Source organism: Rhodoferax sp. SPJ21 (assembly GCF_058216335.1).
Genome location: NZ_JBYZMO010000001.1, coordinates 1,089,863 through 1,110,527, shown reverse-complemented (window position 1 = coordinate 1,110,527; position 20,665 = coordinate 1,089,863). Strand labels below are relative to the sequence as shown.

Here is a 20,665-nt window from a genome sequence, read left to right as displayed (position 1 = left end):
GTGCTGCCGGGTTGATACGGCAGCACTGCAGGTGGGGAAATTACTTCAGCGAGGCGGTAACCGCAGGCAGGCCGTCCTGACCTGAGAAGGTCTTCACGCCCTTCAGCCAGCCTTCCAGAACGCCAGGGTTCTTCTTCAGGTAGGCCTTGGCGGCGACGTTGGGCTTGGCCTTGTCCAAGATGCCGATCATCACGTTGTTTTCAATCTCGGTGGTGAACTGCAGGTTCTTCAGCAGCGTGGCGACATTCGGGCAGCGGGCTTCGTAGCTGGGGGGCAGGGCGGTGAACACCTTGGCTTCACCCAGGTTGGGGCCGAACACGTCGTCGCCGCCTTCCAGGTACTTCATTTTCATTTGCACGTTCATGGGGTGGGGTTCCCAGCCCAGGAAGACGATGCCCTTGTTGCCACGGTTGGCGCGCTGCACCTCGGCCAGCATGCCGGCTTCGGACGACTCGACCATCTTGAAGCCCTTGAGGCCGAACTGGTTCTTGTCGATCATGCCCTGGATTAGCGCATTGCCGTCGTTGCCGGGTTCAATGCCGTAGATCTTGCCGTCCAGATCTTTCTGGAACTTGGCGATGTCATTGAACGTCTTCAGGCCCTTGTCGTACAGGTAGGCGGGCACGGCCAGGGTGTACTTGGCGCCGACCAGGTTGGGTTGCTCCAGCACCTTGATCTGGCCGGCCTTGACGAAGGGTTCGATGATGGGCGTCATGCTGGGGTTCCAGTAGCCCAGAAAGGCGTCGATCTGCTTGGATTTGATGCCGGCGAAGGTAATTGGCACCGAGGCAATGGTCACCGTGGGCTTGTAGCCCAGGCCTTCGAGCACTACGGACGCCAGGCCGGTGGTAGCGGCAATATCGCTCCAGCCCACATCGGCAAAACGCACGGTTTTGCAGCTGGCTTCTTCCGCATGCGCAAGCGGTGCGCACAGCGAGAAGGCGGAGGAGGCGAGACCGAGAAGAGCGAGTTTCAATTTCATGACCAATTCCTAGTGGGTGGAGGGGCAGGTGTTGTAGCAAGTGGCGACACCCTGCACTTTCACAGGTTGACGGCTGGAAACTTTGCTGAGAGCGACGCGGAGTTGTCCGCGTACGGCAAGTGTCAGAGGCTTGTCAGAATTTCAGGCATAAAAAAGGCTAGCTGCGCATATTCTGCATGCGCGGGTAGCTATAAATAATGTAGCTATTGATGGCGCCAATACGAAGGCGCCGTTGGGTCGAGAAACGGCCGATGGGGCCGCTTCAGGCCACGCGTATGGCCGATACCGTTGCGGAAGCCTGCTTGGGCCAGGCCGGCGTACGCGCGGGCGTGGTGCCTGCATGGCGGCGGCGTTCTTCACTGGGTGAGTGGCCGAAAAGGCTGCGGTAGGCCTTGCAGAAATGTGAGGACGACTGGAAGCCACAGGCCACCGTGACCTGCATGATGGGCATGCTGCTGTGCGTCAACAGCTCCTGCGCGCGGCGCAGGCGCAGGTTCATGTAGTACTGCGCCGGGTTCATGCTGAAGTAGCGGTGGAATAGCCGCTCCAACTGGCGCAGCGACAGCGCGATGGCGCTGGCCAGCTCGGCCAGCGGCAAGGGATCTTCGATGTTGGCGGCCATGATTTCGGCGGCCTCGGTCAGGTGCTGGTAGCCCGGGCCTATGCATTCGGGCTGGGGAATGCGCTGGCGGTCGTTGCTGGCGCGCAGGCGCTCCACAATGAACTGCTCGGAGATGTCCATCACCAGTTTGGCGCCATGGTTGGCACGGATCAGGTGCAGCATCAGGTGCAGCGGTGCCGTGCCACCTGAGCAGGTGATGCGGTCGCGGTCCAGGATGAAGACCTCGGTGGCGAACTGCACTTTGGGGAATTCTTCGCCGATGGCAGCCAGGTTCTCCCAGTGGATGGCGCAGCGATAGCCATCCAGCAGGCCGGCGCTGGCCAGGGCGAAAGAGCCGGTGCACAGCGCGCCCATGGTTACGCCGTGGATGGCCAGCTGGCGCAGCATATGGCGCACGGCATCGTCGGTGTTGCGGCGGATGTTGATGCCACCGCAGACAAACACCATATCGCATTCCGACAGGCTGGCCAGGTCGCCGGTGGAGCCCATGGTCAGGCCATTGCTGGCCTGGGCGCCGCTTTGTTCGGTGCTCACCACCGTCCAGCTGTACAGCGGGCGGCGGCTGATGTAGTTGGCCATGCGCAGTGTTTCCACTGCGTTGGCAAAGGCGATCATCGAGTAGTCCGGCATCAGAATGAATCCGATGCGCGTGGTATCTGTTGAAACGGAAGCGTCGTTGGCTCCGAATGCCGCAGCCGGAGAGGCCTGGGTTGGGGCAAGGGGACTGCGTGGCAAAGGGGCGCTCCTCAATTTCTGCGTGGGGTCAGCTGTCGCGGCCTTTGCGGGCCACGCCAAAGCTCTCAGTCAGGCGATCCAAGATGATAGCCAGCAAGACGACGGCCAGACCACTCTCAAACCCTAGGCCGATGTCCAGCCGCTGGATGCTGGCCAGCACGTCGTTGCCAAGGCCGCCCGCGCCCACCATGGACGCGATGATGACCATGGACAGTGCCATCATGATGGTCTGGTTCACACCGGCCATGATGGTCGGCATGGCGATCGGCAGCTGTACCTTGAACAGCAGTTGCGTCGAGGTGCAGCCAAAGGCGTTGCCAGCTTCGACCTGCTCCGAGCTGACCTGGCGTATGCCCAGGCTGGTCAGGCGCACCACAGGCGGCATGGCGAAGATCACGGTCGCAATTGTGCCGGGCACGCGGCCCAGGCCAAACAGCATGGCTGCTGGTATCAGGTACACAAAAGCGGGCATGGTCTGCATGAAGTCGAGTACGGGACGCACGCTGGCGTTAATGTGGTTGTTGCGGGCACACCAGATGCCCAGGGGAATGCCAAAAATCAAGCTGATGATGGTGGCCGACAGCGTCAGCGCCAGGGTCACCATGGTTTGTGGCCAGAATCCTGTCACCACAATCAGCATCAAAGCTAAAGCAACAAACAGGCCAAAGCCCCAGCCCAGGCGTCGGATGCCGATGATGGTGGCGACCGCAATCACCAGCCAGAAGGGAATGGCCAGCATGCCCTGCTCGATGGATTGGGCAAAGCCCTCAACCACCACACCGATGGAATCGAACACGGTGGCGCCGTTGTCCAGCAGGGCTTTGACGCCTGCGTTGACCCACTTGCCCAGGGGCAGCATGTCGTGGGTGGCGTCGGTGACTTGGGTGAGCAGATCAGACATGGCGAGCTTCCTGGGACATTTTGGCGAGCAGGCTGCGGGCAGAGATGCAGCCCAGCAACTGGTTGGTGGCATCGAACACGCCGACCGGCTGGTCTATGCCCAGCACGATCTTCATGGCTTCGGGCAGGGTGGTGGACCAGGGCAGGCGCGGGCCGCTGTGGTACGAGTGGCCGTTGAGGCCCGGGTCCAGCAGGTCGGCTGCGGTGAGGTAGCGCGAGGTGTCCACACCCTCGAAGAACTTGCGCACATAGGCGTTGGCCGGCTGGGTGATGATTTGGTGCGCCGTACCCTCTTGCACCAGGTTGCCGCCTTCCATGATGGCGATGCGGGTGCCGATGCGCAGGGCCTCTTCCAGGTCGTGCGAGACGAATAAAACGGTGCGTTGCTGTTCGCGTTGCAGCTCCAGCATCAGGCCCTGCATTTCTACGCGCTTGAGCGGGTCGAGTGCAGAGAAGGCTTCGTCCATCAGCAGGATGTCGGGGTCTACCGCCAGTGCGCGGGCCAGGCCTACGCGCTGCTGCATGCCGCCGGACAGCTGCGAAGGGTATTTAGCTGCGTAGGTTTGCAGGCCCACCTGGGCCAGCACTTCCATGGCGCGCGCTTCCCGCTGCTTGCGCGGTGTGCCGGCCATTTCCAGGCCGAATGCCGCGTTGTCCAGCACATTGCGGTGTGGCATGAGGGCGAAGGACTGGAACACCATGGCCACCCGCTTGCGCCGCCAGCGTACCAGCGCGTCATGGGGCAGCTTGGCGATGTCTTCGCCATCGATATTGATGGAGCCGCTTGAGGGCTCCACCAGGCGGTTGATCAACCGGATAAGGGTGGACTTGCCCGAACCGGACAGGCCCATGAGCACATAAATTTCGCCCGGCATGACGTCAAAGCTGACCTTATTGACGCCCACGACATGCCCGGTTTTGGCGAAAACCTCGTCCTTGCTACGACCTTCATTGAGTAACTTGACGGCTTCTGAGATATTGCTGCCGAATATCTTGTACAGATTTCTGACGCTAATTTTTGGATTTGACATCGTGGGTCTCCAGGAACTTTGGATCAATGCGTTGGTTTATTTTTATAAGCAAATGATGTGCCACCCATAAATGAGTGGACCTGATTATTTTTATAAAATTTTTGGCTGAATTTAGATATTATTTTAATGGTTTGCACCAAAATGGAATTTTGGTGGGGTGACAAATGTCGGGCCTGGTGCATGGCTAGTTTTCAGCGAAGTGCATGCACACATTGGCGTTCATTTTTCGAGTGAAATGTCACTCATTGGCTTGCTGCAGCAGGGCAGAATCCAGCCTTGGTCAATTTCGCGTTGGCGTATGCCGCCAGCATGTTTCATTTCAACTTGGCCTGATATTTTCTTGGTTTTGCAGGTACCGCAGGCACCGCTGCTGCAAGAAGAAGGCAAGCGCAATCCGGCTGCCGCTGCGGCTTTTAAAATGGTTTGCTCGGAGGAGCATTCGAATATCTTCCCCATTTTCTCCAGCTGGATTTTGAAAATGGGGGTGCTGTCTACTTTGATTATCTCGCTGCTGTCTGCGGAGAATGCTGCTTCAGCCGGTTTATCGGCCGCCAAGGATTCGAAAGAGAAACTTTCTTCGCGGTAGCGCTGCATCTCGAAGCCCGCGCCTGCGAGCAGGCCGCGCACCGCGCCCATGAACGGAGCCGGGCCGCAGGTGTAGACGTCGCGCTGCATGAAGTCGGGGGCAATGTGTGCCAGCCGTGCTGCGTCCAAGCGACCCAGGTGGCCGGCGTAAGCGCTGCCCGGTGTGTGCTGTTCGCACACCATGGCCAGTCGCAAATGGGGCATGTTGCGCGCCATCATGGTGAGTTCTTCGGGGAACAGCACATCTGCGGGCGTGCGGGCGCAGTGCACAAACACGATGTTGGCGTCGCTGCCCAGGTCGTGCAGGGCGCGCGTCATCGACATCAGTGGTGTGACACCGCTGCCGCCGGACAGGAACAGGTAGCTTGTACTACCTTGTACGGCCGGCGCTTTGAAGCAGCTGAATTCGCCCGACGGACCCATGGCCCCCAGTGCCATGCCCACGCGCAGGTTGTCATGCAGCCAGTTGGACACCACGCCTCCAGGCACCCGTTTGACGGTGATGCTGACCAGGTCGGGCCGGGTGGGCGTGCTGGACAGGGTGTAGCAGCGGTTGATCTTGCTGCCGGCAATGTCCAGCTCCAGCGTGATGAACTGGCCTGGCAGGTAGCGGAAGCTGCGCGGGCCGTCGGCGGCCAGCACAAAGGTTTTCACGTCGTGCGTTTCCTGGCGGATCTGCACGCAGCGCAGGGTTTCATCCTGGTCAGAAGACCAGGGCTGGGACGCCGGGCCGGCGAAATCGGGGGCAAATGAGGGGGTGGGCATGGCGGTGCTTACAGCGCAAGGGTGGCGGTGGTTTATTTCGTCAGATCGCTGAGGCGGTTTACGTACCAGTTGCAGAACTTCTCTACCAGGCCTTCGGTGAAGGGTGAGTAGGGGCCGGGCTCATAAGCGCCGGTGGCGATGCCGATCTGCGATTCTTCCACCAGGCGGCGGTCCTGGTCGTTGGTGGCGTTCCACACGGCGGTCAGGTTTTCCTTGGTGTAGTCAACGCCTTCGACCGCATCCTTGTGCACGCACCAGGTGGTGCGCACCAGGGTCTTGGTGGCCGAGATCGGCAGCACCGTGAAGCTGACGATGTGGTCGCTCATGAAGTGGTGCCAGGAGTTCGGTTGGGTCCAGAAAGACAGGCCACCGAGCGCGGGGTCTACAAAGTCTGCTAGCAATTTCTTCGATGCCACCTCGGCATTCATGGTCTGCGACTGGCCCGAACGGTCGATCGGCAGGCGCTGGGTGCGAAAGCCGGTAACGCGGTCGTCCAGCGTGTCGATCTCGGCCGAGGGCAGGCCCATGCCTTCCCAGCGCTCGTGGTTGGCGGCCAGGATGTCCTGGAAGCGCTGCAGATCGGCCTTGTTGTGTTCGTCGGGTTGGTAGCCAAAGCCGTATTCGTACAGCGAGATGGTCAGCTCGGGGTGGTTGCTCACGCAGTGGTAGCACTCCCGGTTGTTCTCCATCGTAAGCTTCCAGTTGCAGTCCTCGACGATGTCCACCTGCGCTGCCACCTTGCAGTCTTGCAGCCGGTGCGGTGCGAGGTAGGGCGTCATTTCCGCGGCCATTTGCTCGAAGTCTCCGGGAGGGTTCTCGGCCAGGCAGATGAAGATCAGGCCGGCCAGGCTGCGCACGTTCACCTTCTTCAGGCTCAGGTGGCTGGGGTCGAAGTCTTCGCCCATGTGCTTGGCGTGGATCAGCTTGCCGGTCAAGTCATAGGTCCACTGGTGGTAGGGGCAGACGATGTTGCCTACTACGCCTTGCTGGCTGGCGCACAGGCGCGAGCCGCGGTGGCGGCAGACGTTGTGGAATGCCTGCACCTGGTTGTCGTCATCGCGCACGATCAGGATGGAGTTTTTGCCGAAATCCACCGTGATGTAGTCGCCCGCTTCGGGAATCTGCGGCTCTACCGCGACGAAGATCCAGTGCTTACCGAAGATGTGCTCCAGGTCGGCCTGCAGCACGGTCTCGCTCAGGTAAAACGGTGCCTCCAGGCTGTAGCCGGGGCGGCGGCGCGCTAGCAACTCACGGGTGAGTAGAGACTGCGCAGAAATGGATGTGGTCATGTGGGCGTCTCCTAAAAATGCACAAGAGAGTGGGTACGCAGGTAGTCCAGAACTGCCTGCGCCTTGGTCTGGGGAGTACCGGTTTGCAACACAGTGCCGCCGGTAGAGGGTGATTCAATCGCGCCGAGCATGCGCGCGTGGCCGCTTTGTACGGTGCGGGCTTCCAGTAATTTGCGACGCAGCGTGCGGGGCACCAACTGGCCTTTCGGTGCACTGCTGGCTGCGGCATTCGACACAGGTGTGCGTACCACGGCGCCGGCCATGGCATCGGCCAGCGAGTGGCGCAGCGTGACAGGTGCTGCGGCACTGACGACCAGCACGGCAGGCGGGGTGACGCGCAAGCGGCGGCGTGCGCCTTTGGGCAAGGCCTGGGTGATGATCCAGGCCTTGCCGTCGGCTTGCACTGCCAGCACATCGGTGATTACCGGGCGGCCCAGCGCGGTAGCCAGCGCAAAAGGCAAAACGCCCGTGCCTTGTTCGGACTCCGGGCGTGTGCCCGCCAGTACCCAAGGCACGTTGTGCAAGGCGGGCAACAACACATCGCAGCTATCGGCGTCCGACTCCAGAATTTCCAGCTGGGTCGCGCCCAGCGCCAGATAGTCGCGGGCCACGCTGTCCGGCATGGCGCCTGCGGTGAGCAAGCCCACGGTGCCGGGCAAGCCCAGGGCCAGAGCGGCTGCGGTTGCATCGGCGCGGCTGCGGGTGGATTTGCCGCTGACCGCGTGCTTGCGGGCGGCGACCAAAACTGTGATAGCGGTGATAGCGGTGTTATTGCTCATACACCCTCCTTCTGTTGGCGCACCAGGTCCAGCAGCGCCTGCATCAGGGCGGCACTGTCTTCCACCACCGTCAGGTCCGCACGGCGGGAGATGGGGGCGGATGCATCCAGGTTGACCGCGATGACGTGGCGGCAGTCCTTGATACCTTGCAAATGCTGTACCGCGCCAGAGATGCCCAGCGCCAGATAGCCAGAGGCCGACACGGTCTTACCCGTGGCACCTACCTGCTGCTGGCGTGTGAAACGGCCGTCGTCCACCGCCACGCGCGATGCACCCACGGCGGCACCCACTTCGCGCGCCAGGGTGTGGAACAGCGGCACATCGGTCACGCCATTACCGGCCGCCAGGATGAAATCTGCTTCTTCCAGCGCCAGGGTTTGTGGGTCGCCGGCTTGTACGCCCATGTCTTCTATGCCTAGCTCCACCACGGCAGGCAGAGGCGGCGCGGGTTCCTTGCGACCCAGGCCCACGAAAGGCAGCTTGGTGCTGGCGACATTCTTGGCCAGCAGCATCACCGGGGCATGTGGGCGCAGCCAGTCTTGGTGGCTAGTCGCAGGTATACGCAACTTGTCGGTAGCCAGCTCGGCCACGCCACACACCAGGTCCAGCCCGGCGTTGACGGCGAAGCGGCGGCCCAGCTGCCCATCTGCGCCACTGTCGGCAAACAGCCATTGCGCGGGTTGCAGCAGTGCTTGCAGCTTGTCCAGCCAGGCCACACAGGCGCCGGGTTGGTAGCGGCCGGTGTCCAGGTCCTCCAGGACCAGCATGCGGTCTGCGCCCAGCGCTGCGACATCGTCATGGCAGGCACCTAGCACGGCGACAACCACTTCGACCTGGGCCGAGGCCAATATGGCTGCGGCCGCAATCGCCTGGCGTGCGCCATCGGTCAAGGCGCCGCGCTCGGCATGGGTGACCACCACCGTGGTCTGGTTGAACGGGCCGGCACTGCGCACTGGCTTCGCCGCAGTGTGCTGGGCCGAGCGGCCGTTGGCCAGGCGCTCGCCCTCGCTGCTGCCCAGCACGATGCGGCGCAGGCCGGCGGGCGTGATGATGGCCGGGCGGCGCGGGTCAAGGCGCGGCACGGTGGAATGCATAAGGGTGTTCATGCGACCTCCAGGGCGTGGGCTACCAGCTCGGCAATGTCACGCACTTCAGGGCGCGGGCCGACCACGCCTTCCAGCATGGCGGTGCAGTTGGGGCAGGCCACGGCGACGATGCCTGCGCCGGTGCTTTTGGCATCTGCAATACGGATGTCCGGGATGCGGGTGCTGCCGGGGATGTCGGTAAACGGTGCGCCTCCGCCACCGCCGCAGCAGCGGCCGCGTTCACGGCTACGTTCCATCTCCACCACCTTGATGCCGATACCCTTGAGGACGGAGCGCGGCGCGTCCACCTCGCGGCCATAGCGGCCCAGGTAGCAGGGGTCGTGGTAGGTCACGGCCTCCAGGCTGCCTGCGCGGGTGGGCTTGAGCTGGCCCTTGGCCAGCAGCTCGGCCATCAGTTGGGTGTGGTGCCATACGTCGAAGTCGCCGCCCATGGCTGGAAATTCATTTTTCAGCGAATGGAAGATGTGCGGGTCGGGCGTCACGATGTGGGCGAATTTGCGCGTTTTCAGCGTGGTAATCAGTTGCTTGGACAGGCGTTGGAAACCCGCCTCATCACCCAGGCGGCGTGCCAGGTCTCCGCAATCGGTTTCGGCCGCACCCAGCATGGCGATCTTCAAACCGGCCTTTTGCAGCGTCTTGATGAAGGCGCGCAGCGTGCGCTGGTAGCGCATGTCAAAAGCGCCTTCGCCCACCAGCACCAGCCAGTCGGTGGCGGCACCGGCTTCCAGCACCGGCACATTCAGGTCAGCAGCCCAGTGGTGGCGTGCGGTGAGCGGGAAGCCGCCCACGGTGTCGGTGTCGCGCAGCTGCTCCAGTGCTTCACCGCCCTTGTTGGGCACCACGCCACCCACCAGGGTGATGTGGCGGCGCATGTCCACGATGGCGTCTACATGCTCGATCAGCATCGGGCATTCCTGTACGCAGGCGCGGCAGGTGGTGCACGACCACAGCGTGTCGCTGTTGATCAGACCGTTGACGATGGGCAGGCCGGGGGCGCCTGCATGCTCGCCGATTTTCTGGCCGGGATAGGGGCTGCCGGCGTAATGGGCGTCGCTCTTGCCACTCATGCCGACCACCAGGTCCTGGATCAGCTTCTTGGGGTTCAGAGGCTGGCCGGCGGCAAAGGCCGGGCAGGCGGCTTCGCACTTGCCGCACTGCACGCAGGCATCAAAGGACAGCAGCTTGTTCCACGCGAAGTCGGCGGGCTTGCCGACGCCCATGTCGTCTGCTGTCAGCTTCAAAGGTTGCAGCGCAGTGGCGAAGCGCTTTTCGTTGGCTGTGCCAAAACGCTCGGGCCGGGGATGCAGGCCCAGATGCAACAGGCCGGCGACGGCATGCTTCATGGGACCGCCCAAGCCTATGCCCAGCGCCAGTTCGGCGGCACCTGCGGCGAATGCCAGGCTGACCAGTCCGGCTAGCCAGGGCGCCAGCGCCGTACCGGTGAGTGCCACGGCACCGACCAGTGCTACAGCGATGGCGAACAGCATCAGCGAATAAGGCAAGCGGCTCCACGGGCCTTTGGACAGGCGCGCCGGCGCATTGCGGCGGCGTGAAGCCATGGCGATGGAGCCAGCCAGCATCATCAGGCCGGCCAGCAGCAGGACGCCGTCCAGCACCGCCCAATACAGACCCAGGCCGTAGTTCACCGCCACCAGGGCCAGCGCCAGAATGGCGCCGCCTGCCACGCCGACGTGTGCCCGTGCCACAAAGGGCTCGCGTGCCACCACGTCATGCAGATCTACAAAGTAACGCTTCGGTATTTGTAGCAGCCCGCGCATATCCACACTGCGTGAACGGCCTGTTTTCCATATAAGCGCCCGGCGGGCCATACCCCAGGTCAAGCCCAGGACTGCCAGCCAGAAAATCGTGCTTACCAGGTTTTGTAGCAGCATCTCAGGCTCCCATGGCGTAGATCGCCGACCACGGCAGGTGCAGACGACACCGAGCCATTCCAGGGACACCGTGGAACTGGCTTTGCCAGGCCACTGGTGTCGCCCCCTTGAGGGGGAAGCGCCGCAGGCGCATCGGGGGGGAGCTGGTCATTAGAAGTCCTTGCACAGGCGCAGCGAGTCGTAGATCGCGGCGTGGATGTTGTGCATGGAGACGCAGTCGCCGACGCGGTACAGCAGGAAGTTGCCATTGCCGGTTGTCTGGCTCAAACCAGGCTGCGGCTTGGCGTCATACAGCGCTTCGATATCGGTCTGGCCCTTGTTCAGCGACAGGGGCTTGAGCTGCCAGTACAGGCTGTCGTTCGGCAGAATGCCGTTCTCGACCACCACCTGGTCCACGGCGCGTTCTTCCAGCGCCTCGGTGTATTCGTTCTTCAGCACGGCGATCAGCTTGTCGCCTTCGCGGTAGACCTTTTCCAGCCAGAAGTTCGGCGTCTGGATCACGGCATTGGCATACAGCTGGCGGTAGAAGATCGGGAAAGTGGTGCCGCCCACGTCGTCGGCCACTTTCACGTCGGGGGTGACGATCTCCACCAGCTTGCCGCGCGCGGCGATGAAGTCGGCCACGCCGGTGCCTGCGTGGGTGCTGATGCTGTCGTAGACCAGCACGTTTTCACCCGGTGCGACGGCGCCCGACAGGATGTCCCAGCCGCTGACGCACAAGCCTTCAGCCGCGCCCCAGGCGGGCGTTTGGCCGGTGTGCGGCACGCCACCGGTAGCCAGCACCACGATGTCGGGCTGTTCGGCCAGGATCATTTCCTGGGTGGCGGCCACGCCCAGACGGCGGTCCACACCCAGGCGCACGGTTTCCATGTCGAACCAGCGGATGATGCCGGCCATCTGTTCGCGCTTGGGGGGCTTGGAAGCCAGGTTCACCTGGCCGCCGACCAACGCGTTCTTTTCGAATAGCACCACGTCATGGCCGCGTTCGCGGGCCACGCGGGCTGCCTCCAGCCCCGCAGGGCCGGCGCCGACGACCACCACCTTGCGGCGCTTGCCAGTGGTCTTCTCGATCACATGCGGCATGGTCTCTTCGCGGCTGGTGGCGGCATTCTGGATGCACAGCACGTCCAGGCCGTTGTATTGGCGGTCGATGCAGTAGTTGGCACCCACGCATTGCTTGATCTGGTCTTCGCGTCCGTCGCGGATTTTGATGACCATGTGCGGGTCGGCGATCTGGGCGCGGGTCATGCCCACCATGTCCACCATGCCGGTGGCCAGGATGCGCTCGGCCTGCGATGCATCGCGGATGCTTTGGGCGTGCATGACCGGCACTTTGGAGACGGACTTGATACCGGCGGCCAGGTGCACAAAGGGCTCGGGCGGCAGCGCCATCGGCGGCATGCAGTTCACCAAGGTGTTGTGTGTATCGGCACCGGAGCCGACCACGCTCAAGAAATCGATCAGGCCGCTCTCGCTCATGGCCTGGGCGATCTCTTTGGCCATCTCGTGGCTGATACCGTCCTCATGGAATTCATCACCGCACATGCGCATACCGACGCAGAAGTCGCTGCCGACCTGCTCGCGCACGGCTTCCAGCACTTCCATGCCGAAGCGCAAGCGGTTTTCCAGGCTGCCACCGTATTCGTCGGTGCGGTGGTTGACGCGGGGGCTCCAGAACTGGTCGATCAGCTGCTGGTGTGCGGCAGAGATCTCGATGCCGTCCAGTCCCGCGTCTTTCACGCGCTTTGCCGCGCGGCCATAGTCGGCCACGATGCGGCGGATTTCTTCGATCTCTATGGTCTTGGCGTTGCCACGGTGCACTGGCTCGCGGATGCCGGAGGGACTGACCAGATGTGGCCAGTCAAAACCGTGCCAGGCATTGCGCCGGCCCATGTGCGTGGCCTGGATCATGATCTTGGCGCCATGTTTGTGCATGGTTTCTGCCAACTTGCTCAAAGGTTCGATCACCGAGCCCTTGGCCAGGTTGATCGAGCTCCACCACGACCAGGGGCTGTCGCGCGATACCGGACTGGAGCCGCCGCAAATGGCCAGGCCTACGCCGCCCTTGGCTTTTTCTTCGTAGTAGCGGATGTAGCGCTCGTTCGGATTGCCACCTTCGGCATACACCTCGGCATGTGCGGTGCTGACGATGCGGTTGCGCAGCAGTACCTGGTTCAGGCGGATAGGTTCGAACAAATGCGGGTAGCGCATGGTGTATCTCTAGAGGGGGCTGACGGTGAAAACGCAGTGGCTATGGCCTTCTGCCGCGCATTGGGTTTCGGTGCTGGTGGTGCGGATGGACGATCCGCTGGTTTCCAGCACCCAGTCCATGGCGCCCGAGAACCAACCGGCGAACAAATAGCAGACCTTGCTGTGGTTCACGGGCACGCCAGCAATGCCTTGCGCCAGTACGAACACCGAATGTTCCAACTTCACTTGCGCGTGGCCGGTCGCTGCATCGGCTTCGATGAAGGAGAACAGACCCCAGCCGCGTTGCGACAGGCGTTTGAGGTAGTGCTCGTACACCGCCATGCCAGAGAGGCCATGCGTGGCGGCCTCCTGCTGGCACCAGAAGTAGGCTGAGCGGTAGCCGGCCTTGTACAGCGCCGGTGCATACACCTCGCGCCCCACTACGGCCTCGGTTTCGACATGGTTGTTGACGAAGAAGTGCCGGGGCACATAGATCATCGGCAAGCCGTCGGTGGTCCAGACGCCGGTGTCGGCGTTGACTTCAATGGGGAGCTGGGGTTGCATCGTGCGTTTCCTTAACTATTCAAATCTCAGGCTAGCCATCCAGCCACTCGGGCAGCGTTGTCGTTCATCCATTTCTCTGCGGCGTCGGCAGGCTTGGCGCCACCTTCCACGGCCAGCATCACGGCGCCGATTTCTTCTGGTTTCCAGGACAGCTTTTTCAGGAATGCCACAACCGTGGGCGCCTTGGTGTTCAAGCCGGGGTTGATTACGCTGTCCACATGCTCCTCGGCACCGTAGATGTTCTTCGGGTCGGCCAGGAAGCGCAGCTTGTACTTGGCAAACATCCAGTGTGGAATCCAGCCGGTCACGGCGATCGCTTTGTTGGCGCGGTAGGCGCGGTCCAGTTCGGCGGCCATGGCGGGGCCGGAGCTGGGCTGCAGGCGCATTTCCAGGCCATAGGCCTTGATGGCTTCCTCGGTCTTTTTCATCACGCCTGCGCCGGCGTCGATGCCGACGATGCGGTTGTCAAAGTCGGCGCGGTGGGTATTCAGGTCAGCCAGGCTGGTGGCTTTGACGTACTCGGGCACGATCAGACCGATCTTGGCGCCGGGGTAGTTGGTGCCGATGATCTGTACCTTGTCCTTGAAGTTGGCCAGATAGGCCTCGTGCGTGACAGGCAACCAGGCAGACAGCGTGGCGTCGATGTCGCCGCGCGCCACGCCCTGCCACATGATGCCGGCGGCCAGGGGTACCAGCTCCACGTTCATGCCCAGTTTGCTGCGGATGATGGCGGCGGCCAGATTGGTGGTGGCGACGCTGTCCGACCAGCCATCGACAAAGCCAATCTTGATGGTGGCCTTGGCTTGTGCGAATGCGCTGCCGGACACGGCCAGTGCGGACAGGCCCAAAGTCTGTGTGAGGAACTCACGACGTTTGCGGGGGGAGAACGAAACGGTCATAGCAGCTAACTCCTGGTTGTGGATGGGGAATACGAGAGGCGGGGAAAACAGTGGGTTGTGGACCTTAGGTGCCCCAGACCTGGTCGAAGAATTTCATCCAGTTGGCGCCCAGTACCTTGGTGATGCGGGTATCGGACCAGCCGGACTGCTGCATCGTGGTCGTCAGGTTGGGGAAGTCGCCGATGGTCCGGATGCCTTCGGGATTGATCACCTCACCGAAGTTGGTCAGGCGGCGCCAGCGGCCTTTGTCATGCGTCAGCATGTCGAAGAACTCATGGCCGTGGCCTTGGGTGAAGTCTGAGCCTAGGCCCACGCAGTCTTCGCCAACGATATTGATGACGTAGTCGATAGCCTCGACGTAGTCGTGCACGGTGGACTGATTGCCGCGCTTGAGGAACGGCGAGAACATGGTCACGCCGATGAAGCCGCCGTGGTCGGCGATGAATTTCAGCTCGGCGTCGCTTTTGTTGCGCGGGTGGTCCTTCAGTCCCAGGGGCAGGCAGTGGGTGTAAGCCACGGGCTTGGTAGAAGCCAGGATCGCTTCTTCAGAGGTCTTGCTGCCCACGTGCGACAGGTCCACCATGATGCCTACGCGGTTCATCTCTGCGATGACCTCGCGACCAAAACCGGACAGACCGCCATCGCGCTCATAGCATCCGGTGCCCACGAGGTTTTGCGTGTTGTAGCAAAGCTGGACCACGCGCACACCCATGTCGTGGAAGGCCTCGATGTAGCCGAGGTTGTCCTCAAAGGCATGGGCGTTCTGGAAGCCCAGGACGATGCCGGTCTTGCCATCGGCTTTTGCTTGGACGATGTCAGCCGTGTTGCGGGCCAGGGTGACGAGGTCGCTGTTGTCGCGGATGAGCTGCTTCAGTTGGGCGATGTTGTCCACCGTCTTGGGGAAGTCTTCCCACACAGAGACGGTGCAGTTGGCGGCGGCCAAACCGCCCTTTTTCATGTCTTCAAATACGCTGCGGTTCAGGTTGGCAATGATGAGACCGTCGATGACGACGGAGTCCTGGTGCAGATTGCTCATGGTGATTTCCTTCAGGCGTAAAGTCAGGCGTAGAGGGGGAAGCGGGCGGTCAGGGCTTTAACGCGGGCGTAGACCGAGGCCTCGACGGCCGGGTCGCCGGCAGGGTTGGTCTTCAGGCTGTTGAAGACTTCCAGCATCAGACGGCCGACTTCTTCAAATTCCGCGACACCGAAGCCGCGAGTAGTGCCGGCAGCGGTGCCGACGCGGATGCCCGAGGTGATGGTTGGCTTCTCGTCATCGAACGGGATGCCGTTCTTGTTGCAGGTAATGCCGGCACGCTCCAGCGCCACCTCGGTGGTATTGCCCTTCAGGCCCAGCGGGCGCAGATCGACCAGCAGCAGATGGTTGTCCGTGCCACCGGTCACCAGGTCCAGGCCACCGGCTTTCAGTACGGCGCCCAGTGCCTTGGCGTTGGCCACGACTTGCTGGGTATATGCCGTGAAGCTGGGTTGCAGCGCTTCACCAAAGGCCACGGCCTTGGCCGCAATGACATGCATCAGCGGGCCACCTTGCGAACCGGGGAATACGGCCGAGTTGATCTTCTTGGCGATCTCGGCGTCATTGGTCAGAACCACGCCGCCGCGCGGGCCACGCAAGGTCTTGTGGGTGGTCGATGTCGTCACATGCGCATGCGGAACCGGGCTGGGATAGACGCCTGTGGCGACCAGGCCAGCGACGTGGGCCATGTCCACCATCAGCAGCGCGCCGACCTTGTCAGCAATCGCTCGGAAGCGGGCCCAGTCGATAGTACGTGGGTAGGCCGAGAAGCCCGCAATGATCAGCTTGGGCTTGTGTTCGACAGCCAGAGCTTCGACTTCGTCGTAGTCGATCAGCGAGTCTTCGCGGCGCACGCCGTACTGCACGGCCTTGAACCACTTGCCCGACAGCGCTGGCTTTGCGCCGTGCGTCAGGTGGCCGCCGGCCGACAGCGACATGCCCAGCACCGTGTCACCGGGCTGCACCAGGGCCAGCATGACGGCGGTGTTGGCCTGCGCGCCCGAGTGCGGCTGCACATTGGCGAATTCACAGCCGAACAGCTTGCACAGGCGTTCGATCGCCAGCGCTTCGACCACGTCCACATGCTCGCAGCCACCGTAGTAGCGCTTGCCGGGGTAGCCTTCGGCGTATTTGTTAGTCAGCACGGAGCCCTGGGCTTCAAGTACGGCCTTGGAGACGATGTTTTCCGATGCGATCAGTTCGATCTGTTCGCGCTGGCGTTTCAGTTCGTGGTCCATGGCGACGCTGACTGCAGGGTCGGCCTGGGCTACGCCGGTAGAGAAGAAGGCTTCAGTGGTCATGGTGAAAGCTTTTCAAATGGTTTCGAACAAGGGTGTGAATACCGGGTCTGCGCAGTGCGCCGGGCTCGTGATGCATGGCTGGTAGGACCGTGCCGTGCGCTCCAGCAGACGCCAGGTGTAGTCGGCAAAGCTACGACGGAACACCAGCACCACGCCGGCGGTGTCGGTGCGCACCACGGTCAGTCCGGTCTTGGAAACCACGGTGCTGGCACAGCGGCCTACGGCCAGGCTTTCATAGTCATACGGGCCGAGCTGGCGTAGCAATTGGATGTGGTCGGGGCCGGCCAGGCGCATGGACGTCAGGCCGCCGCTGTTGTCGACGATTTGCGCGAACAGGCCTTGCACGGCGCTGGTCAGTGCGGCCAGCAGGCTGTCGCGGCGCGAGCGCTTGCACACCAGTAGCCATTCGTCGGGCGACACCCAGAGCACCGCACCTGCGTCGGTATTCAATACAGTCATGGGCTGGGTGGGCAGTGCCTGGCCCAGCACGCCGGCTACGGCTTGCATGAAGGCGGCGTCATCGGGTTTGCCGCGCAGCACCAAGTAGCCCATGTGGGGCAGCTCGGCCAGCACGATGCGGTCGCTGCTACTTGGGGTTTGTACACGTGCCGACAGGCCAAAGGCGTGCAGCGGAGATTCCAACAGAACCTTAGACATTTTGACGGTCACCTTTCACATCCACAAACACGCTGCTGCTGACCTTGACCGGCGTAACCTTGCCGTGGGCATGCACGTACAGGGTCTGGTCCTTGCGTTGCAGTCCACCCATCACGACGGCCATGGCGATCGAACGGCCCAGGAAGGCGCTGTGGTAACTGGACGTCACATGGCCCAGCATCTGGTTGCTGGTGCCGACAGTAGCGCTTTCCATGATTTGCGCGCCTTCGATCAGCACGGTTGCTGGGTCTTCTGGCAACAGTCCGACCAGTTGCTTGCGGCCAACGCGCGCCGTGTCGCTGCGGGCCAGTGAGCGTTTGCCCAGGAAGCTGAAGGGTTTCTTCATGCCGACGGCCCAGGCCATGTCCAGATCCAGCGGGCTCATCGAGCCGTCGGTGTCCTGGCCGACGATGATGAAGCCCTTTTCGGCGCGCAGCACGTGCATGGTCTCGGTGCCGTAAGGGGTGATGTCGAACTCGGCTCCGGCGGCCATCACGGCTTCCCACAGGGCATGGCCATAGCCGGACTCGACGTTGATTTCGTAGGACAACTCACCCGAGAAGCTGACGCGGAACACACGTGCCGGCAGGCCGTGCACCGTGCCAGGACGCCAGTCCATGAACTTGAAGTTCTCGGCCGACAGGTCGATGTCCGGGCACAGCTTGGCTAGCACGGCGCGGGCTTTGGGGCCGACCAGGGCAATGGTGGACCAGTGGTCCGTCACCGAGGTCATCCACACCTTCAGGTCCGGCCATTCGGTCTGGTGCCAGCGTTCGAGCCAGTTCAGAACGCGTGCGGCGCCGCCGGTGGTGGTGGTCATGTAGAACTGGTTTTGCTCGATGCAGGCGGTCACGCCGTCGTCCATCACCATGCCGTTTTCGTCCAGCATCAGGCCGTAGCGGCATTTGCCGACGGCCAGTTGGGTCCATGCGTTGGAGTAGATGCGGTTCAGGAATTCACGGGCATCCGGGCCGTCGATCTGGATCTTGCCCAGGGTGGATGCATCCATGACCGCCACGCCGTTGCGGGCTGCCAGGCATTCGCGGTTCACAGCAGCGTGCAGGTCTTCGCCGGGCTTGGCGAAGTACCAGGGGCGCAGCCATTGGCCGACCGGCTCCAGCGCTGCGCCGCGTGCCACATGGGACGCATGGATGGCGGTGTAGCGGCTCGGGTCAAAGCAATCTTCGGTCATGGTGCCAGCTAGCGCACCCAGGCTGACCGGCGTGTAGGCCGGGCGGTATGTGGTGGTGCCGACTTCATTCACCGGGCGCTTCAGGGCGCGGGCGGTAATCACGAAACCGTTTACGTTGGACAGCTTGCCTTGGTCGGTACCAAAGCCTAGTGCGGTGTAGCGCTTGACGTGCTCGATGGAGTGGTAGTTCTCGCGCACCGCCAGCTCGATGTCGGCAGCGCTGACGTCGTTCTGGTAGTCCACAAAGGCCTTGGCACCAGCGCCTTCCTGCTTGCCGTCGGGCAGGCGGAACATGGGGCGGGCCGGCATGCGCTTGGCTTGGTTGCAGGTGGGCACCTGCAGACCTTGGGGCTTGCCGCAGCGGGCCAGCACCTGCTGCATGGCCTGCGTGGTTTGTGCCAGCGCGGCAGGCAGTTCAAATGCACCGGTCACGGAGCCGACGCAGGCCACGCCTTTGCGACCCTGGCTGGGGACGACGAAGGCGGCAACGGACTCGTCCCAGGTGGGGCGGCTGCCGTCATGGCAGAACAGATGCACCGTGGGCGACAGGCCGCCAGAGCTCAGCACCACATCGCAGGCAATGTGGGTGCTGGCACCGGCCACTTCGTCCCGCGTGGCATGCAGAGGCACCAGGCGTACGCCCTTGACCTCGCTGCCGCCAGTAACTTCGGCAATGCCGTGGCCGGCCATCACCGTGTAGTTTTTATTTCGGGCTACCGCGCCGTGGCGCACATCGGCCACCGTGACGCTCGCGCCGGCCTTGGCCAGCAATTCGGCGCAGTCGTGGATCAGGTCGCTGGTGCCGCAGATGACGACACGTTGGCCGACGCGCACGCCATAGCGCTGCAGAAAGGTCTGGCCTGCGGACACGGTCATTACGCCGGGCAGGTCGTTGTTACCGAACACCAGGGGCCGCTCGATGGCACCCGTGGCCAATACGATGTGGTGGGCGCGGATCTTGTGCAGTCGGTGGCGCGGCATGTGGGCCTGGCGCCGTTCCGGGGCGATATGGTCTTGTACCAGCTCCACGGCCTGCACCAGGTTTTGTTCGTACATGCCGAATGCCGTGGTACGGGGCAGTACGGTGACATGGGGCATGTCATGCAGAGCCGCCAATACGGCGCGGATGTAGGCATCGCTGCTGCGGCCGTCAATCTGCGCACTCGGGTCGGACAGCAGCCAGCCACCGATTTCACTTTGCTCGTCCAGCAGCACGGTCTTCAAGCCGGCCTGGCCGGCTTGCAGCGCGGCCAGCAGACCGCAGGCACCGCCGCCCACTACCAGCACGTCCACATGGTGGTGCAGATGGTCGTAGTGTTCGGGATCGGGCTCGGCGGGCGCGTCGCCGAAACCGGCGAACTTGCGGATCACGGTTTCATACAAGGGCCACAGCTTTTGCGGCCACTTGAAGGTCTTGCTGTAGAAGCCGGCGGGCATGAAGCGCGAGCCCTGGCCCAGCACCGACTTCAGGTCAAAGTCCAGCGACGGCCAGCCCGAGGTGGAGCTCGCGCTGAGGCCGTCATACAACTCGGCCTGGGTGGCCTTGACGTTGGGCGTGGTCAACGCGCCCGTGCCCAGTTGCACCAGTGCATTCGGTTCTTCAGCGCCGGCGCCGATGATGCCGCGCGGGCGGCCGTATTTGAAGCTGCGGGCCATGCGGCGCACACCGTGTGCCAGCAGTGCGGAGGCCAGCGTGTCGCCGGGGTGTCCGGTGTATTCACGTCCATCGAAGCTGAACTTGACGGTGCGCGTCGTGTCGATGCGTGTACCAGGTACTTTTACGCGGGTGCCGCTCATGCTGTGTGCTCCTTGGCCATATCCGCCAGGAACAGGGCCTTGCCTTCGGCCAGGGTCCAGCTACCAGCAACTTCATAGGTGGCGGTGTTGCGCTTCACGGCAAACACCTTGCGGCAGCCAGCTGTGTGCTGCCACTGTTCCCAGAACCAGCCCTTGGTGTTCTTGCGGAAGAAAACGTAGTCGCCCCAGACGGCATCGTCCACGGCTTCGGGTTGGGCAGGGCGGGGGATATAGGCTTCGCCGGCGTTGCTGAACTCTTCTTCGTCCCGCGTTTCGCCGCAATGGGGGCAGTGCAAAAGAAACATCTTGTTAACTCCACAGCACGTTGCGTAAAACACAACGCAAT

18 protein-coding genes are annotated in these 20,665 nt (G+C 62.6%); all 18 read right to left on the bottom strand.

Annotated features, from left to right (window positions below; genetic code table 11):
- Positions 1-40 precede the first annotated feature (40 nt).
- Positions 41-982, bottom strand: coding sequence for a choline ABC transporter substrate-binding protein (locus AC4BBN_RS05015; protein ID WP_490590850.1), 942 nt, complete (start codon positions 980-982; stop codon positions 41-43).
- Positions 983-1,244: 262 nt separating this feature from the next.
- Positions 1,245-2,339: a GlxA family transcriptional regulator gene (locus AC4BBN_RS05010; RefSeq protein WP_490590849.1), complete on the bottom strand. Its 1,095-nt coding sequence runs from the start codon at positions 2,337-2,339 to the stop codon at positions 1,245-1,247.
- A gap of 28 nt (positions 2,340-2,367) precedes the next feature.
- Positions 2,368-3,240 (bottom strand): ABC transporter permease, encoded by an 873-nt coding sequence (locus AC4BBN_RS05005; RefSeq protein WP_490590848.1) that lies wholly within the window; start codon positions 3,238-3,240, stop codon positions 2,368-2,370.
- The gene (locus tag AC4BBN_RS05000; RefSeq protein ID WP_490590847.1) at positions 3,233-4,270 is read right to left on the bottom strand and encodes a quaternary amine ABC transporter ATP-binding protein; all 1,038 of its coding nucleotides are present in this window, start codon (positions 4,268-4,270) and stop codon (positions 3,233-3,235) included. The genes AC4BBN_RS05005 and AC4BBN_RS05000 overlap by 8 nt, the downstream gene beginning before the upstream one ends.
- A gap of 219 nt (positions 4,271-4,489) precedes the next feature.
- Positions 4,490-5,620 carry an FAD-binding oxidoreductase gene (locus AC4BBN_RS04995; protein WP_490590846.1) on the bottom strand — a complete coding sequence of 377 codons (1,131 nt, stop codon included), beginning with the start codon at positions 5,618-5,620 and terminating at the stop codon, positions 4,490-4,492.
- Positions 5,621-5,652: 32 nt separating this feature from the next.
- The gene (locus tag AC4BBN_RS04990; protein ID WP_490590845.1) at positions 5,653-6,909 is read right to left on the bottom strand and encodes an aromatic ring-hydroxylating oxygenase subunit alpha; all 1,257 of its coding nucleotides are present in this window, start codon (positions 6,907-6,909) and stop codon (positions 5,653-5,655) included.
- Positions 6,910-6,920: 11 nt separating this feature from the next.
- A complete protein-coding gene (locus AC4BBN_RS04985; protein WP_490590844.1) occupies positions 6,921-7,688 on the bottom strand; it encodes an adenine nucleotide alpha hydrolase family protein in 768 nt (255 codons plus the stop codon).
- Positions 7,685-8,794, bottom strand: a complete 1,110-nt coding sequence (locus AC4BBN_RS04980; RefSeq protein ID WP_490590843.1) for an FAD-binding protein — start codon at positions 8,792-8,794, stop codon at positions 7,685-7,687. Before AC4BBN_RS04980 ends, AC4BBN_RS04985 begins: the two co-directional genes overlap by 4 nt.
- Positions 8,791-10,686: a (Fe-S)-binding protein gene (locus AC4BBN_RS04975; RefSeq protein ID WP_490590842.1), complete on the bottom strand. Its 1,896-nt coding sequence runs from the start codon at positions 10,684-10,686 to the stop codon at positions 8,791-8,793. The genes AC4BBN_RS04980 and AC4BBN_RS04975 overlap by 4 nt, the downstream gene beginning before the upstream one ends.
- Before the next feature lies 1 nt (position 10,687).
- On the bottom strand, positions 10,688-10,837 hold the full coding sequence (locus tag AC4BBN_RS04970) for a hypothetical protein (RefSeq protein ID WP_490590841.1): 150 nt from the start codon (positions 10,835-10,837) through the stop codon (positions 10,688-10,690).
- The gene (locus tag AC4BBN_RS04965; RefSeq protein ID WP_490590840.1) at positions 10,837-12,897 is read right to left on the bottom strand and encodes an oxidoreductase; all 2,061 of its coding nucleotides are present in this window, start codon (positions 12,895-12,897) and stop codon (positions 10,837-10,839) included. Before AC4BBN_RS04965 ends, AC4BBN_RS04970 begins: the two co-directional genes overlap by 1 nt.
- Before the next feature lie 9 nt (positions 12,898-12,906).
- Complete coding sequence (locus AC4BBN_RS04960) at positions 12,907-13,440, bottom strand: DUF5943 domain-containing protein (RefSeq protein ID WP_490590839.1); 534 nt, start codon at positions 13,438-13,440, stop codon at positions 12,907-12,909.
- Between the two features lie 26 nt (positions 13,441-13,466).
- On the bottom strand, positions 13,467-14,339 hold the full coding sequence (locus AC4BBN_RS04955) for a glycine betaine ABC transporter substrate-binding protein (RefSeq protein ID WP_490590838.1): 873 nt from the start codon (positions 14,337-14,339) through the stop codon (positions 13,467-13,469).
- A 64-nt stretch (positions 14,340-14,403) separates the two neighbouring features.
- The gene (locus AC4BBN_RS04950; RefSeq protein WP_490590837.1) at positions 14,404-15,375 is read right to left on the bottom strand and encodes a dipeptidase; all 972 of its coding nucleotides are present in this window, start codon (positions 15,373-15,375) and stop codon (positions 14,404-14,406) included.
- 23 nt (positions 15,376-15,398) lie between these two features.
- Positions 15,399-16,673, bottom strand: a complete 1,275-nt coding sequence (gene glyA / locus AC4BBN_RS04945) for a serine hydroxymethyltransferase (protein ID WP_490590836.1) — start codon at positions 16,671-16,673, stop codon at positions 15,399-15,401.
- Positions 16,674-16,685: 12 nt separating this feature from the next.
- Entirely contained in the window at positions 16,686-17,330 is a 645-nt protein-coding gene (locus tag AC4BBN_RS04940; RefSeq protein WP_490590835.1) for a sarcosine oxidase subunit gamma, read from the bottom strand.
- A complete protein-coding gene (locus AC4BBN_RS04935; protein WP_490590834.1) occupies positions 17,323-20,319 on the bottom strand; it encodes a sarcosine oxidase subunit alpha family protein in 2,997 nt (998 codons plus the stop codon). The genes AC4BBN_RS04940 and AC4BBN_RS04935 overlap by 8 nt, the downstream gene beginning before the upstream one ends.
- Positions 20,316-20,624 carry a sarcosine oxidase subunit delta gene (locus AC4BBN_RS04930; protein ID WP_490590833.1) on the bottom strand — a complete coding sequence of 103 codons (309 nt, stop codon included), beginning with the start codon at positions 20,622-20,624 and terminating at the stop codon, positions 20,316-20,318. The genes AC4BBN_RS04935 and AC4BBN_RS04930 overlap by 4 nt, the downstream gene beginning before the upstream one ends.
- Between the last annotated feature and the right edge of the window lie 41 nt (positions 20,625-20,665).

Bases quoted from the DNA above. Each gene is read 5' to 3' on its own strand.
- AC4BBN_RS05015 (WP_490590850.1), bottom strand. From the start codon at position 982: ATGAAATTGAAACTCGCTCTTCTCGGTCTCGCCTCCTCCGCCTTCTCG.
- AC4BBN_RS05005 (WP_490590848.1), bottom strand. From the start codon at position 3,240: ATGTCTGATCTGCTCACCCAAGTCACCGACGCCACCCACGACATGCTG.
- AC4BBN_RS05000 (WP_490590847.1), bottom strand. From the start codon at position 4,270: ATGTCAAATCCAAAAATTAGCGTCAGAAATCTGTACAAGATATTCGGC.
- AC4BBN_RS04995 (WP_490590846.1), bottom strand. From the start codon at position 5,620: ATGCCCACCCCCTCATTTGCCCCCGATTTCGCCGGCCCGGCGTCCCAG.
- AC4BBN_RS04990 (WP_490590845.1), bottom strand. From the start codon at position 6,909: ATGACCACATCCATTTCTGCGCAGTCTCTACTCACCCGTGAGTTGCTA.
- AC4BBN_RS04985 (WP_490590844.1), bottom strand. From the start codon at position 7,688: ATGAGCAATAACACCGCTATCACCGCTATCACAGTTTTGGTCGCCGCC.
- AC4BBN_RS04980 (WP_490590843.1), bottom strand. From the start codon at position 8,794: ATGAACACCCTTATGCATTCCACCGTGCCGCGCCTTGACCCGCGCCGC.
- AC4BBN_RS04975 (WP_490590842.1), bottom strand. From the start codon at position 10,686: ATGCTGCTACAAAACCTGGTAAGCACGATTTTCTGGCTGGCAGTCCTG.
- AC4BBN_RS04970 (WP_490590841.1), bottom strand. From the start codon at position 10,837: ATGACCAGCTCCCCCCCGATGCGCCTGCGGCGCTTCCCCCTCAAGGGG.
- AC4BBN_RS04965 (WP_490590840.1), bottom strand. From the start codon at position 12,897: ATGCGCTACCCGCATTTGTTCGAACCTATCCGCCTGAACCAGGTACTG.
- AC4BBN_RS04960 (WP_490590839.1), bottom strand. From the start codon at position 13,440: ATGCAACCCCAGCTCCCCATTGAAGTCAACGCCGACACCGGCGTCTGG.
- AC4BBN_RS04955 (WP_490590838.1), bottom strand. From the start codon at position 14,339: ATGACCGTTTCGTTCTCCCCCCGCAAACGTCGTGAGTTCCTCACACAG.
- AC4BBN_RS04950 (WP_490590837.1), bottom strand. From the start codon at position 15,375: ATGAGCAATCTGCACCAGGACTCCGTCGTCATCGACGGTCTCATCATT.
- glyA (WP_490590836.1), bottom strand. From the start codon at position 16,673: ATGACCACTGAAGCCTTCTTCTCTACCGGCGTAGCCCAGGCCGACCCT.
- AC4BBN_RS04940 (WP_490590835.1), bottom strand. From the start codon at position 17,330: ATGTCTAAGGTTCTGTTGGAATCTCCGCTGCACGCCTTTGGCCTGTCG.
- AC4BBN_RS04935 (WP_490590834.1), bottom strand. From the start codon at position 20,319: ATGAGCGGCACCCGCGTAAAAGTACCTGGTACACGCATCGACACGACG.
- AC4BBN_RS04930 (WP_490590833.1), bottom strand. From the start codon at position 20,624: ATGTTTCTTTTGCACTGCCCCCATTGCGGCGAAACGCGGGACGAAGAA.